Raw genomic sequence first — 15615 nt, forward strand, 5'->3', positions numbered from 1 at the left:
CTCACTGCCCCGAAAACCTAATTTTAACTACTGGCTTCTTTATTCCCTCGACTGTCAAAGAGGCAGACGGTTGGCCGGTAGAAGTTGCCGACGGGTAGAATCGGTATGTTTTCTCACCATTTGTCAACACAGTAACCGTTCCATCCTGCGAGATCGTTTTATTATAGCCACTGGATTCAAGTGTCTTGATGGCACTACTTTGCGTAATATTAGCTTCCACCTGCCCCGCACTATAACGTGTTGCTTTTGGTAAAAACTCAACACCGGTTAATTTTCCGCCACCACCAAAAATTCGCCCCATTGCTCCAGCGGCGAAGGCCCCTCCCGCTGTCGCCGTATTGGGGGCAATCTGGATGCCATCGCCTTCAGCTGCGGCATCTAGCGGTGATTTTCGCTTCCCAAGCTGCTCTTTGATTTCCTGCAGCTTGTCGTTGAAGTCAATTTTTCCGTCGTGATCATGATCTTGGCTGTTATAGGCGGTGGCATTCTTGGCAATCTCCGCCCCCTTGTTCACATCGCCATTCACCGCCATGGCGGCCAGCACGCCAACGATCTGCGATTCCATCAGCTCGAACTTGGGATCGTTCTTGGCCCACTGGCTCAAGGTATTGGCCATGGCTTCGTTGGCGCCGGCGGCCATGGCGCCGGTCTTGAAGTCGCTACCGGTGGCTTCGGCGAGTACGCCACCCATCAGGACGTGGGCAATGACTTTCTGTGGGCTGCCGGGGGCGTAGCGGCTACCGCCGTAATCGCCCTGCGCCCAATTGCCCACGCTGTTGAAGCCCAGCGCCATGGCGAGGCCGGAGCCCTGGGCGCCCATGGCGTCGCCGAGGTTGTCGGCAAAGCTGCCGCCGTAAGCGGCCTGCTGCATGACCGATTGCGCAAAGCCTTCAGCGAGGCTGTAGGCGGCAAAGCCACCCACACCATCCATGCCCCAGGTGTTGAGGTTGAAGCCCTTGGTGACGTTGTAGGTGGGGTCGGTATGGACCTCGAACTCGCCGTTCAGGTAGGGGTTGACCACATAGGCGGTGGCCGCCGTGATGGCATACCCCTTGAGGCTGTCGGCGCTGGCGGCGTGTTGCAGGCCCTGGCCGATATCCCCGCCGTTGTTGATGGTGCCGATGGCAAGATTGCTGGCCATGGCGCCATAGACCGGGCCAAGGTAAGCGGCAGCGACGATGGAGATAATGAGCGACGGCCCGGCGCCCAGGCTGTTGTTGCTGTATTTGTAGGAGTCGTGGATTTCCTGCACGAGGCGCCAATCGACGTCGCCACGCGCTTCGGCGTCCTTGATCCAGGCCAGTTTGGGGTCGGCCTGGACCATGGCATCGATGGTCTGGCTGACGTTCTTCTGGTTGATCTGCTTGAGGTCAATGTGCAGGCCATCGACGGCCTTGATGACGACTTCGCCCTCAGCAGTGAGCTGGCTCTGACGCATGGTTTCATCTGTGCTGCCCTTCCCTTTGGAGCTGCTCCAGGTAACGTCACTGTCTTCCTTGTGGTGGGCTTCCTGATGCAGGTCCTTGACCGCTTCAAAGGTCACCGCCCCACCGCTGACGATGGCGATGTCGTTGCCGGATTCCAGCTTGGCGGCCTGGTAGGTCTGGTCGCCACCGCTGAGCATCGTGATGTCGCCGCCGGCGCTGATTTCGCTGCCCACGGCTTTGACGTCGGTGACTTCGTCGCGCTGGGTTTTCTTGCTGCCCCAGCTGCCTTTTTCCTTTTTGTCATACAGCGAGTAGTCGCTGTCGTTGGCGGCGAGGACTTCGATCTTGTCGCCGGCTACCAGGTAGGCTTCGTTGCCGGCGTTGATCTTGCTGCTGATGAGGGTGAGGTCGTTGCCAGCGCTGACCAGTACGTCACCGCCAGCGTTGACGGTGGTGGACTGCTGGCTGACGTGGTCTTCCTGGGCGGTTATTTTTTTGTTCTGGCTGTAGCTGTGCTGCTCGTCGGTAGCACTGGCCAGGACGACGTCACGCCCGGCGCTGATGCCGATGTCGCGGCCGGCGTCGATATGGCTGGCGATGCTGCTGACGTCGCGTCCGGCGTTGATTTGCACGTCGCGCCCGGCGCTGACGTCGCCGCTCAGTTGGCTGGTGCTCTGGTGGTAGTTGCGGCCTTCGGTCTGGCTGCGTTCGAGCTCGACGCTGTGCAGGTTGATGTCGCGCCCGGCCTGCATCGTGATGTCGCGGCCGGCGGTCACGGTGCTGCCGGGAAGGCTGATATCACGCCCGGCACTGATGTCGAGGTTGCCGGCGGCTTCGATGCGCGCGGTGTTGTCGGCGAAGCTTTGGGTCCAGGTGCGGTTCCCCTGGGTGCTGTCGATGCGGGTGATGCTGCGTTCGCTGAGTACGTCGCCGGTGAGGGCGATGAGGCTGACGTCGCGACCTTTGATGATGCCGCCCTGGGTGTTCTTGATGCCGTCCAGGGCGAGCAGGTCGAGGCGCCCGGCGGCTTCGATGAGGCCGCTGTTGCTGAGGTTGGCGGCAGTGGCGGAGAGGTCGCCGCTGGCGCGCAGGGTGCCCTGGTTGGCGAGGTCGCCGCCGCTGATGAGGCTGAGATTTTCCCCCTGGATGAGGGCGCCGTTGGGGCCCAGTCGGTTGTCGGCCTGGGCGAGGTAGAGCACCGGTACCAGGACTTTTTCGCCGTTGACGGTGGCCTCTTCGAGCCAGACGAGGTCGTGGGTCAGCGCCGCGACCTGTTCGGCGGACAGGGCCACGCCCAGTTGCAGGTGGACCTTGTCCTTGTAGGCGATGGCGTTGTCCATCAGGTAGCGGAACAGGTCCTGGTCGCTGGTGATGCCGGCCAGGTAGCGTTGGCCGGTGCGGGCGACGACGGCGTCGCGGATCAGGCGTTGTTCGTAGAGGCCGTCGCCCAGGCGCTTCTGGGATTTGTCGGGGTCGTAGCCGAGCAGGCCGAGGAGGTAGTCGGAGCTTAAGAAGCTCTTGAGGCTGGTGAGCTCGGGGTTGGTTTCGATGAGGTATTTGTGGCTGTTGTCGGGCCGGGCGGTGCTGGGGACGCCCTGGACCTGGGCGACGTTCCAGGAGGGTGCGGTGGCGCTGTCGGGGGCCTGGGGGCCGCCGTTGAGGTGGACGGCTTCGGCGCTGTCACTGGCGCCGCCGGTGCGCTGGGCGCCGCCGCTGATGCCGGTGGTGTTCCACTTGAGGTCGTCGGCGCGGCCGCTGGCGCCATCGAGGCTGCGCTCGCGCTGGGTGAGCTGGATGGTCTGGCCGCTGAAGCTGTAGCTGCCGCCGGCGTCGATGGTCTGCGCGCCGCTCTGGGTGCCTTCCTGGCCGCTGAGGCGGAACAGCCCGTTGTTGCCGGTGGGCAGGCTGAAGCCGGGCCGGCTGATGGGGTTGACCTGCTGCTGGGCGAGGTCGGGCGGTAGTTGGGCGTTGATGGAGACGACGGTGGCGGTGTTGCCGCTGACACCGGTCTCCCCCATGCGGGGAGTGCCGGATTGCTGGGGAATGCCCGCCTGGATAACGCTGTTGCTGAGGTTCTGTGTGGCATTGATGGCGATGTTGCCGCCGGCTTGAACCACAGCGTTGATGAAGGAGCTACCGCCGGTTTGAACGATAAGTTCATCGAAGAAGGTGGCGTTCTTGACCGGGTCTGGCGCATCGACCAGCGCACCCGGTTGATAATGCGGCAGCTGGAAGTCGGCGAAGGGGGAAGCACCCGGGAACTCGACACGGATGGAGCCGAACTGGCCGAAGCGCGTGGCTTCCCGGCCGCCTGCCCGAATCGTGACCAGCTCCAGCGACTCGTCCCAGTCTCGGTTCCAGAAGTGAAGGTTGGGGCGTGTCATCTCGCCGGTAGGCGAGCGTAGACCCGACTCATAGCCCGGATCATTCGCAGCGTTGTACGCCATGACCTGGTTCCAGAAACTCACAGCCCCCGAGAGACCACCGTATGCACCGGAGCCGCCGTAAGGAACGTCGAAGGAGCGCCGTACGGAGTAGTCGCCAATGGCAACTCCCCTGTTGGTAAAGGTGTCCAGCATCATCGAGACGTTGCCACTGGCAGCAATCGTCGATGCCTGGTTCAACAGGTCACTACCCTCGATGTTCAAATGGCGACCGGCGTTTATCACTGCCGAGGGAGAACTTTCCCCCTGCACTCCCCGATAGTTCTCAACCCAGACCAGGTGGCTGCTCGGGGCGCGAGCGCCGAGCTGCGGAGGTTCGCTGCAATCAAAGCAACGCACTCCAATAGCTGCTGAGACCAGTTCCCCGGCGACTGTCTCGAATACGTCAGTGCGGTTGACCAGTGAACTGGCGCGCAAGCTCATGTCGCCCAGACTTTCCAAGGTTGCCGAGATGTTCTGCAGTGCGGTCGTCCAGCCACCCGCATCATTCGCCGCGATATCCAAATTCCCCAGGCTGTAGATATCCGCATACCGATTGGTCAGCGTGCCCCCCACGCGCAGGGTCATGTCGTCGCCGCTGAAGAGCAGCGCGCCGTTCTGTTCTCCGTCGTTGAGCAGGTCCCCGGTGTTGAGGAGCAGTTGGCCCGCGCTGCCGAAGGTGCCGTGGTTGTTCAGCGTGCCGGTGTTGGCGGTGAGGTTGCCGGCGGCGGTGATGCGCCCGTAGTTGTAGAGGGTGCCGGCGCCGAGGGTGACGCTCTTCCCACCGGTAACGCTGGCGCCCTGGCTGATGTCGAGTTGGCTGGCGCTGAGGTTGAGGTCGCCCAGGCTGGTGACGCGGCCGGCGCCGCTGTAGGTGCCGGTCAGTTGGATGTCGAGGCTGCCGTCGCTGGCGAGCAGGCCGTCGTTGCTCCAGTTGCCGCCGCGGCCGGTGAGGGCCTGGCTGGCGAGGAGCTGGCCGCTGGCGGTCTGGCTGAACTGACCAACATTGAGGTTGAGCCAGCCGGCCTGCAGGACGCTGCTGTTGCTCCAGCTATCGGCGTTGATGTCGAGGCGCCCGGTAGTGATGAAGTGGCCGCCGGCCTGGGTGATCTGCCCGGCATTGACGCCGAACTGCCCGGTGCCGGCGTGGAGGAAGGTGCCGCCGTCGTTGGTGAGGCCACCGAGGTTCAGGGCGAGGTCGGTGTTGGCGGTTTCCAGGCGGCCATTGCGGTTGTCGAGATAGCCGATGGTGAGTGTCGTCACGCCGCCTGGGCCGAGGGCGCGCAGGCGACCGTTCTGGTTGTCGATGCTGGCGGCTGCGAGGGTGAGCGTGCCGCTGCTTTCGATCAGGCCGCCCTGGTTGTTCAGGGCGTTGCGCAGGCCGAAGTCGATGTGCGTGGCGCCAATCTGGCCACCCTGGTTGTCGAGGTTGTCGCCATTGAGCGCGAGGGTCTGCGCGGCATAGAGGCCGCCGCCCTGGTTGTCGAGGGTGGCGGTGCTGAGGCGGTTGTCGCCGCTGACGGCGGAGAGGTGGCCGCTACGGTTGTCGAGGCCGCTGCTGGCGGTGATGTCGAGGCTTTGCGCCTGGGTGATGCCGGCGTTGTTGCTGAACCAGCCGGTGACCAGCTTGAGCGCGCCGGTGAGGCTGGCGAGGATGCCGCCAGCACCGTTGTCGAGGCTGGCGCTGTTGCTGTCGAGGTTGCCGGCTTGGCTGAGGACGCGGCCGCCCTGGTTGGCCAGGTCTTGTTGCAGGCTCAGGCTGATGTCTTGCTGGGCTTGCAGGCCGCCGCCCTGGTTGTCGATTCGCTGGGCACTGATGTTCAGGTTGCCGCTCTGGCTGAGGACGAGGCCGTCGTTGCCATTGATCAGGGCGCCGCTGAGCAGCAGGGTCAGGGCCTGCTGGCTGGCGAGGGTGCCGCCGCGGTTGTCGAACTGGGCGGCGTGCAGCTCCAGCTGGCGCTGGCTGATGAGTTGGCCGTTGCGGTTGTCGAGGTTGCCGGCACGCAGCAGCAGGTTACCGCCGCTGGCGAGTTGGCCGCCGACGTTGCTGAGGGTGCCGGTGTTGAGGTCGAGGTCGTTCTGGCTGATCAGGCGGCCGTTGCCGTTGTCCAGTTGGCCGGCGGTGATGTGCAGTTGCTCGGCGCCGATTTCGCCGCTGGCGTTGCTCAGGCTGCCGGCGTTGATCTGCAGGTCCTGCTGGGCGCTGATCAGGCCGCCAGCGCTGTTGTCCAGGGCATCGCTGATGCCCAGGTCGATGCTCTGCTGGCCGGAGAGGTAGCCGCCCTGGTTGTTCAGACTGGCGGCCCTGACGTTTTGCTGGCCGAGGCTGACCAGGGCACCTTCGCCATGGTTGTCCAGCGTGCCGCTGAGGGTGACATCCAGGCGGCCGAGCTTGCTGGAGAGGGTGCCGCCAGCGCTGTTGTCGAGGTCGGCGGCGTTGACCAGCAGGCTTTGCCAGCCGGAGAGCAGGCCCTGGTTGGCGTTGCGCAGGGCGCCGGTGTTGAGGGTGAGTTGCTGGGCGCTGATGATCCGCCCGGCATCGCCGTTATCAATACTCGCCGCACGAAGCATGAAGCTGTTGGCGCTGGAGAGTTCCCCGCCGCGGTTGTCGAGGTGGCGCAGGTTGTCGATGCGCAGCAGGCCGCCGACGCTGAGCACGGCGCCACGGTTGTCGAGGTCACCGCCGGCAAGGTCGAGGCTGAGGTCGCCGCCGGTGATCAGCTTGCCTTGCTGCTGAATCAGTTGCTGAACCCGCAGGTTGAGCCGGCCGCCAGCGGAGAGTTCGCCGCCCCGGCGGTTGTCGACGCGGTTGGCAGAAAGGTCGAGCACGCCCTGGGTGGTGATGAGGCCAGCACGGTTGTCGAGGTTCTGCGCACTGAGGGTGAGTTGTTGCTGGCCGCTGAGGATGCCGGCCTGGTTGTCGAGGTCGCCAGTGTGGGCGTTGAGCAGCCCTTGGGCGGTGATGCGGCCGTTCTGGTTGTTCACGGCGCCGGTCACGAGGGTGAGGCCCTTCCCGCCACTGAGGCTGCCGCCCTGGTTGTTCAGGCTGGCACTGCGCACGTCGAGCGTGCCGCCGGCCGCCAGGGCGCCGTCGCTGTGGTTGTTCAGGGCGTTATCGAGGGTCGCTTCCAACGCGCCCTGGCTGGCGACGGTGCCGCCGATGCTGTTGTCCAGACTACCGGCACGCAGGGTCAGCTGGTGCTTGCCGTAGAGCACGCCGGCCTGGCTGTTGTCGATTGCGCCACCGAGCACCTGCACACTCAGTTCGTCGCTGGAGACGATGCGCCCACCCTGGTTGTTCAGCCCGGCGAGGGTGAGCCAGAAGCTCTGCTGGCTGGAGATTTCGCCGCCGGCGCTGTTATTGAGCTGCGCGAGGTTGCGCAGGAGCAATCCGCCCGGCGTGGCGAGCAGGCCGCCGGTGCTGTTGTCGAGGCTGCCGCCGACGAAGTCGAGGTCGATGCCCTGGGTGCCGATCAATTGGCCACCACCGTGCTGGTCCAGTACCCGGACCTTGCCGGCCACCTGCCCGGCGGCTTCCAGGCGCCCCTTCTCGCTGTTGTCCACCTGCGTATAGGCCAACAGCAGGTCGGCACCGCTGAGGATGCGCCCGGACTGGGCGTTGAGCAGGCTGGTGCCGCGCAGGTCGATCACGCCCTTGGCGCTGAGCACGCCGCCCTGGCGGTTGTCGAGGGTGGCCGCCGTGACGTTGAGGGCTGCGTCGGTCAGCACCTTGCCGCCTTGGTTGTTCAAGGCGTTGGCGCTGACGTTCAGCGCCTGCGCACTGGAGAGGACGCCGGCGCGGTTGTCGACCTGGGTCGCCGTGACTGTGAGCGCGCCTTCGCTGATCACCTGGCCACGGTCGTGGTTGTCCAGCGTTCCGCTGAGTGTCAGGTCGACGTTGCCCTGGCTGCTGATGCGGCCCTGGTTGTTGTTCAGGTTGCCGCCGCGCAGTTGCACAGCGCCTTGGCCGATCAAGTCGCCGGCCTGGTTGAGCAGGTTGTCGCTGCGCACTTGCAGCGCGCTATCGCTGGCGATGCGCCCGGCGCTGTTGTCGAGTTGGCCGGCATCCAGGTTCACGTCGGCGCGACTGCTGATTTCGCCGCGCTGGTTGAGCAGCTCGCCGGCGCGCAGGACGATGCCATCGGTGGCGCCAACCCAGCCGCCCTGGCGGTTCTCGAGGCTTTGCGCAGCGAGGTTCAGGGCGCCGCCGCTGAGCAGGCTGCCGCCCTGGTTGTTCAAGCCGCTGACCTGCAGCGCGAAGCTGCTCTGGCTGGACACTTCGCCACCGGCGCTGTTGTTGAGCTGCGCCAGGTTACGCAGCAGCAGTTGGCCGGGCGTGGTCAGCAGACCACCCTGGCTGTTGTCGAGGCTGCCGCCGGTGAAGTCGAGGTCGATGCCGAGCGTGCTGACCAGTTGGCCGCCGCCGTGCTGGTCCAGGCTGTTGAGTTTGCCGCTGACCCGGCCAGCGGCTTCGATTCGGCCTTTGTTGCTGTTGTCGACGCGAGTCTGGCTGAGCAGCAGGTCGGCGCCGCCGAGGACGCGCCCGGACTGGCTGTTGAGCAGGCTGGCGCCGCGCAGGTCGATCACGCCCTTGGCGCTGAGCACGCCGCCCTGGCGGTTGTCGAGGGTGGGGGTTGCGAGCGTCAGCGCGGCATCGGTCAGCACCTTGCCGCCCTGGTTGTTCAGGGTATTGGCGCTGATGTTCAGTGCTAGCGCACTGGAGATGGTGCCGGCGCGGTTATCCACCTGAGCCGCTGTGACGGTCAGCCCGCCTTCGCTGGTGAGTTGCCCGCCCGCCTGGTTGTCGAGTGCATCGGTAAGTTCGACGCTCAGGCCGCGCTGGCTGCTAAGCACCCCGCCCTGGCTGTTGTCGAGCGTGGCGCCCTGCAGGCTCAGACCCTGCTGGCTGAGCAGGCTGCCACCGCGGTTGACCAGACGATCCGCCTGCACGTGCAGGTCGGCATCGCCGACCAGTTGGCCGCCGCTGTTGTCGGCGCTGGCCGCCTGAACCGTCAGGCTGCCGCGGCTGGAGATCGCCGCGCCCTGGTTGAACAGCTCCGTGGTACGCAGATCGAGCGCGCTCATGGCGCCGATCCAGCCGCCCTGGCGGTTGATCAACTGCTGAGTCAGCACTTGCAGGCTGGCTTCGCTGAGCAGCTCGCCGCCGTTCTGTTCGAAACGCTCGACCTGAGCAAGGAGATTGCCCTTGGCCGCGAGTCGCCCGCCGCTGGCGTTCAGGACGGTACGGGCGTTGAGGGTCAGGGTGGCGGCGTCGCTCTGGATCAAGCCTGCGTTAGTCAGACTCTCCAGCGCCAGATGCAGGTCGCGCCGGGCAACGACACGGCCTTTGTCGCGGTTGTCCAGGCTGCCGCCAGAGAGGTTCACAGCGGCATCGCCGACGATCTGGCCACCCCGGTTGTCCAGCGCAGCGGCCTGCACGGCCAGCTCGCCCTGGCTGGAGATCACCCCGCCACCCTGGTTGCTCAGTTGACCGGCACGCAGGTGTTGGCCGCCATCGCTGAGCAAGCGGCCGCCCTGGCTGTTGTTCAGCACACCGTCGACTTGAGCCACGAGGGTGCCACCGCTGGACAGGGTGCCCTGCTGGCTGTTGTCCAGAGTGCCGAGCGTAAAGTTCAGCGCCTGCGCGGCGGTGAACAGGCCCAGGCGGTTGTCCAGTGCACCACCCTGCACCTGCAGGAAGGCCGCGCTGACCTCCCCTCCGCGGTTGCTCAGCTGCTGCCCGGACAGGTTCAGGGCGTTAGTGGCCAGCACCCGGCCCTGGTTGTTCAGGGTGGGCGTGTTGATCGTAGTGTTGCCCGCGCGCAGGCTGGCGCCCGGTGCGTTGTCGAGCGTGCCGCTGACGGTGGCCTCAAGGTTGCGGCTGGCGACCACACTGCCGCTGTTGCGCAGCGTCTGCGTCGCGATCGCCACGTCACCCAGCGCGTTGCGGCTGCTGTCCGGGTTGACGCCCGCCTCGACGATGCCGCCGTTGCTGATCTGCGCGGCGGACAGCTGCACGCGCGAACCTGCGGCCAGCTGTCCCTGGTTGCTCAGCGCACCGCTGGCGGTCAGTTCGACATTGCCCGCCGCGTAGCCTGAGCCCGTGACACTGATGTCCTGCGCCTTGGCGCGCAGGCTGCCCGAAGCGGCGGTCTGCGCCAGGCTCAGCTGGCCGTTGGCATCGATCTGGATATCACCCGCGCTGGCCGCCATGTTGCCGGCCAGCTTCACACCCACACCGTGCTCGGTGCCCACCAGGCGAATCGCGCCGGCATACATGCCGCCCAGCGCGGAACTGTCGATGGCCAGTTGCGGCTTGGCGCTGCCGTCGTCCGGCTTGGCGGTGGCAACGAGGCTTTCCGCATCCACCTGGTTACGCCCGACCACCACCGTGAGCTGATTGGCGTGCAGGTCGGCGTTGATTTTCGCGCTGCGTGTAATGAGCTCGAAGCGGTCGACGTTGCCAGCGTTCAGGCCAGCACCCTCGATGGCAATCTCGCCGCCGTTGACGTCATAACCCTGCAGACGGCCAGCATCCAGGATCGGTTTGCCGGTGGTCAGCGTCGCCCTTGGCGTGTTGATGAAGCCGCAACCATTGCAGGTGATGCCGTGGGGGTTGGCGACAATGACGTGGGCGGCCTGCCCGGCCACTTCGGTATAGCCGCGCAGCTGCGAGGGGTTGGCGCCGGTGACTTCGTTGAGGATCTTGTTGGCCGCGCCACCCTTGAGGTTCGGGTTGCCGACGATGATCCCGCCCAGTTGGGTGGACTGGGTCTTGCCGGTGGCGTTGTTGAGGATCAGGCCGTTCTGCCCGACGTTGTAGTCGCTGAACTTGTTGTGGGAGAGGCCCGCGCCATTGGGCGTGGCGATGTTCACCACGGGAACGCCGTTCCCCGCCGCGCCGACACTCGTGTTGCCACCCGCCGCCGCATCTACAGCCAGCTCTGCCGCCGCGGCCACCAGGGGATTGAGGATCAGAAGACCCGACAGAACGCTGGCGAGCAGTTGGCAGGCGGGGTGGCGAATGTCCATGTTGCGCGTCTCGTCGCGGAAAAAATCGAAACGAGAACCCTAATGGCTAGGCAGCAGACGAAATATCAGCCAGTTCCTTCCCTGGCGTGAGATCGGTCTTCATCCACTCGAAAGAAACAGCCCGCCATGGAGGCGGGCCGTTGTGCATCCGGTTACTGCGTCAGATGGTGCGCGAGAAGCGCTCCGCCTGCTCGCCGCCGAGGTAGGCGTCGAAGGCCATGGCCACGCTGCGCATCATCAGCTGCCCCTGGGGCAGCAGCACCAGCGCGTCGTCATGCAGTTCGATCAGGCCGTCGCCGACCTGCTCGCGCAACTGCCGCAGCGAACCCTCGAAGTACTCGCCGAAACGAACGCCGTGGCGCTCTTCCAGCGGGGCATAGTCGACGCGGCCATGGCACATCAGCGCGCTGATCACTTCGCGGCGCAGGCAGTCATCGTCGGTCAGGCGGTAGCCCTTGTGCACCGGCAGCAGGCCTTCGTCGAGCCGCGCGTAATACTGCGACAGCTCCTTTACGTTCTGCCCGTAGGTGTCGCCGACCTTGCTGATGGACGACACGCCCAGGGCGATCAGGTCGCAGTCGGCGTGGGTCGAGTAGCCCTGGAAGTTGCGCTGCAGGGTGCCGTTGCTGCGGGCCACGGTGAGTTCGTCGTCGGGCAGGGCGAAGTGGTCCATGCCGATGTAGACGTAGCCCGCTTCGGTCAGCCGCTGGATGGTCAGTTCCAGCAGTTCCAGCTTGCGCTCCGGTGGCGGCATGTCCTCGCGGCGGATCAGCCGCTGCGCGCGTACCCGCTCGGGCAGGTGGGCGTAGCTGTAGGCGGCGATGCGGTCGGGACGCAGGGCGATGATCTTGCTGAGGGTAGTGTCGAAGCTCGCCACGGTCTGCAGCGGCAGGCCGTAGATCAGGTCCACGGAGACCGACTTGAATTTCGCCTCGCGCGCCGCCGCGACCAGGTCGAAGACCTGCTGCTCGCTCTGCACGCGGTTGACCGCTTCCTGCACCTTCTCGTCGAAATCCTGCACGCCGAAGCTCAGGCGATTGAAGCCCTGGGCGCGCAGCTCGGCGATGCGCTCACGGCTGATGGTGCGCGGGTCGACTTCAATGGAGAACTCGTGGGCGTCGCTTTCGTCGAGGTTGAAGTGCTCGCGCAGGCTGTCCATCACCTCGCCCAGTTGCTCGCTGGTGAGGTAGGTCGGCGTGCCGCCGCCCAGGTGCAGCTGAGTGAGCTTGCGGGCGCCGTCGAACAGCTCGGCCTGCATGGCGATCTCGCGCTTGAGGTAGTCCAGGTATTCCACGGCGCGGTGGGTCTTCTGGGTGATGATCTTGTTGCAGGCGCAGTAGTAGCAGAGGCTCTTGCAGAACGGGATATGGATGTACACCGAGAGCGGCTTGGCTGCGCTCCCGTCGGCGGGATGGTTGCTACGCCGGGCGGCCGCGCGGTAGTCGTCGGCGGCGAACGCGCCATGGAACTGCGGCGCGGTGGGATAGGAGGTGTAGCGCGGGCCGGGACGGTCGTACTTCTCCACCAGCGCGCGGTTGAAACTCATCGATTCGGGCATGACACGGGCTCCTGAGGCGCTGGCAGTCTGTCGCTGCGAGTCGCCGCCGCACGATACTCCGCTCAAGCTACGCGCCTCCTGCGCAGGATCAAGAAGTTCTGTCGTGCAGGACGAATCTCCACGTTCCTACAGTAGTTGCTGATCGATGGCAGCACGCCTGTTCACGCAATGGCAATCCAATAGCCATCGCTATTTATATTTCTATACAGCGAAACACCAAGTTGCGCACGTTCGCAGCAATATCCCGCCTCGTTTTGGAATTCCCGGTGATCTGCGTCTAGGCTGGACCTCTGCAGCACCTGAGCGGTGCCAAGATAACCAGAGATTCCACAAGACACCGTGATTCGGCTAATGGCAATGCCCGCGAGCGCAGGTACCCACTGACCTGCCCCGGCATCGTTACGGCTGGATGGAACGAACCGTTGCTGACGGTACCTTCAAGGGACTGCGTGCAGAATGGCTACTTCAATTCCAGCCGGCGACCGCTATCGCGCTCTCGGCTTGTCGACCCTGGCCTTTACCCTGTGCTTCGCCGTATGGACGCTGTTCTCCATCCTCGGCCTGCAGATCAAGAACGAGTTCGGCCTGAGCGATACCCAGCTCGGCCTGCTGATGGCGACGCCGGTGCTGACCGGCTCGATCTCGCGCATCTTCCTCGGCCTGTGGACCGACCGCTACGGCGGCCGCTGGGTGTTCGGCCTGCTGATGCTGGTGTCGGCCGTCTGCGTCTACCTGCTGACCTTCGCCAACAGTTTCCCGATGTTGCTGGTGGCCGCCCTTGGCGTGGGCCTCGCCGGCGGCGGCTTCATCGTCGGCACTGCCTACACCGCCACCTGGTTCGAAGCCGGGCAACAGGGCACCGCGCTGGGGATCTTCGGCGCCGGTAACGTCGGCGCCGGCCTGACCAACCTCGCCGCCCCGCTGCTGATGCTCGCCCTCGGCTGGCGCGGCGCCGCGCTAGTGTATGCGATCGTGCTCGGCGTCATGGGCATCCTGTTCATCCTGCTGGCCAAGACCGACCCGCAGGCTGCCACCCGCCAGGCCAAGGCCATCCCGCTGTCCGAGCAATTGGCGCCGCTGGCCGAGCTGCGCGTGTGGCGCTTCTCGCTCTATTACTTCTTTGTCTTCGGCGCCTTCGTCGCGCTGGCCCTGTGGCTGCCGCACTACCTGATGGAGGTGTACGGCCTGGGGCTGGCCGCCGCCGGTTTCGTCGCCGCGCTGTACACGGTGCCGGCCTCGCTGTTCCGCATCCTCGGCGGCTGGCTGTCGGACCGCTACGGCGCGCGCCGGGTGATGTACTGGACCCTGAGCCTGTCGGTGATCTGCACCTTCCTGCTCAGCTATCCACCGACCCGCTATGTCGTCACCGGTGTGCGCGGCGAGGTCGAATTCGCCATGCACCTGGGGCTGATCGGCTTCGCCGCGATCATCATCGTGCTGGGCTTCTTCATGTCCCTGGGCAAGGCGGCGGTGTTCAAGCACATCCCCACCTACTACCCGCAACACGTCGGCGTGGTCGGCGGCCTGGTCGGGATGATGGGCGGACTGGGCGGTTTCCTGCTGCCGCTGACCTTCGGCATGCTCAACGACGTGGTCGGCATCTGGCAGAGCTGCTTCATGCTGCTGTTCCTCATCGCCGCCGGCGCCCTGGCCTGGATGCACTACGCGATCCGCATGGCCGAGCGGGTGGAATGGGCCGAGCGCAGTTCCTCGCGCGACCTGCCGGAGCTGTCCACCCCCAGCAGCTTCGTCCTGCGCGAATGGCACCCCGAGGACCCGGCATTCTGGGAGCAGACCGGCAAGCGCATCGCCACGCGCAACCTGTGGATCTCCATCCCCAACCTGCTGCTGGCCTTCGCCATCTGGATGGTCTGGTCGGTGGTGGTAGCCAAGCTGCCGCTGGCGGGCTTCGAGTACAGTGCCAACCAGCTGTTCTGGCTGGCCGCCCTGCCCGGCCTGTCCGGCGCCACCCTGCGCATCTTCTACAGCTTCATGGTGCCGATCTTCGGCGGCCGGCGCTGGACGGCGCTGTCCACCGCGTCGCTGCTGCTGCCGGCGCTGTGGATCGGCTTTGCCGTGCAGAACCCGAACACGCCGTACCTCGTGATGCTGATCCTCGCCCTGCTCTGCGGCCTGGGCGGCGGCAACTTCTCCTCGAGCATGGCGAACATCTCGTTCTTCTTCCCCAAACAGGCCAAGGGCGCGGCCATGGGCCTGAACGCCGGACTGGGCAACCTGGGCGTGAGCGTCATGCAGTTCGCCGTGCCGCTGTGCATCACCATGGCGGTGTTCGGCAGCCTGGGCGGCGAGCCGCAGATGACCGCCGCCGGCACGCCGCTGTGGCTGCAGAACGCCGGCTTCATCTGGGTGCCGTTCATCATCCTGGCGACCATCGCCGCCTGGTTCGGCATGAACGACATCGCCAGCGCCAAGTCGTCCTTCGCCGACCAGATGGCGATCTTCAAGCGCAAGCACACCTGGCTGATGAGCGTGCTCTACACCGGCACCTTCGGCAGCTTCATCGGCTTCTCCGCCGGCTTCCCGCTGCTGGCCGGGCACCTGTTCCCCGGCGTCGACGTGCTCAAGTTCGCCTTCCTCGGCCCGCTGATCGGTGCCCTCGCCCGCGCCTTCACCGGCGGCCTGGCGGACCGCTTCGGCGGCGGGCGGATCAGCCTCTGGGTGTTCGTCGCCATGGCCGTGTGCGTCGGCGGCGTGCTGTTCTTCATCGAAGGCAAGGACCAGCCGGGCGCCTTCTGGGGCTTCCTGACGATGTTCCTGCTGCTGTTCTTCTTCTCCGGGGTGGGCAATGCCAGCACCACGCAGATGATCCCGGCGATCTTCCGGATCATGACACCCCGCCTGTTCCCCAGCCTGCCCGCCGAGCAACAGGGCCTGCAGAGCGAGAAGGAGTCTGCCGCAGCGGTGGGCTTCATCTCGGCGGTAGCGGCCTACGGCGGCTTCTTCATCCCGAAATCGTTCGGCAGTTCGTTCGACCTCACCGGAGGCCCGGAATGGGCGCTCTACGGGTTCATCGTGTTCTACGTGCTGTGTATCGCGCTGACCTGGTTCTACTACACCCGTGGCAATGCCGAAGTTCGTTGCTGACGAACTGCGTTGCTGAAGAGTCGCGTTGCTAGAGAGGCGCGTTGCTAACCGCGCGCCCTGCCAAGGAGGA

General features: G+C 65.4%; 3 protein-coding genes. 1 reads left to right on the top strand and 2 read right to left on the bottom strand.

The window, feature by feature from the left end; translation table 11 throughout:
* Position 1: 1 nt before the first annotated feature.
* Positions 2-10882, bottom strand: coding sequence for a filamentous hemagglutinin N-terminal domain-containing protein (locus tag IB255_RS20315; protein ID WP_192210777.1), 10881 nt, complete (start codon positions 10880-10882; stop codon positions 2-4).
* A gap of 160 nt (positions 10883-11042) precedes the next feature.
* Positions 11043-12440, bottom strand: a complete 1398-nt coding sequence (hemN, locus tag IB255_RS20320) for an oxygen-independent coproporphyrinogen III oxidase (RefSeq protein ID WP_081518321.1) — start codon at positions 12438-12440, stop codon at positions 11043-11045.
* Between the two features lie 456 nt (positions 12441-12896).
* Between hemN and IB255_RS20325 the strand changes: the two genes are divergently transcribed.
* On the top strand, positions 12897-15545 hold the full coding sequence (locus IB255_RS20325; protein ID WP_081518322.1) for a nitrate/nitrite transporter: 2649 nt from the start codon (positions 12897-12899) through the stop codon (positions 15543-15545).
* Positions 15546-15615: the final 70 nt, after the last annotated feature.

The sequence above is a fragment of the Pseudomonas sp. PDM22 genome (genome assembly GCF_014851965.1).
In the GTDB taxonomy this organism is placed as follows: Bacteria; Pseudomonadota; Gammaproteobacteria; order Pseudomonadales; family Pseudomonadaceae; genus Pseudomonas.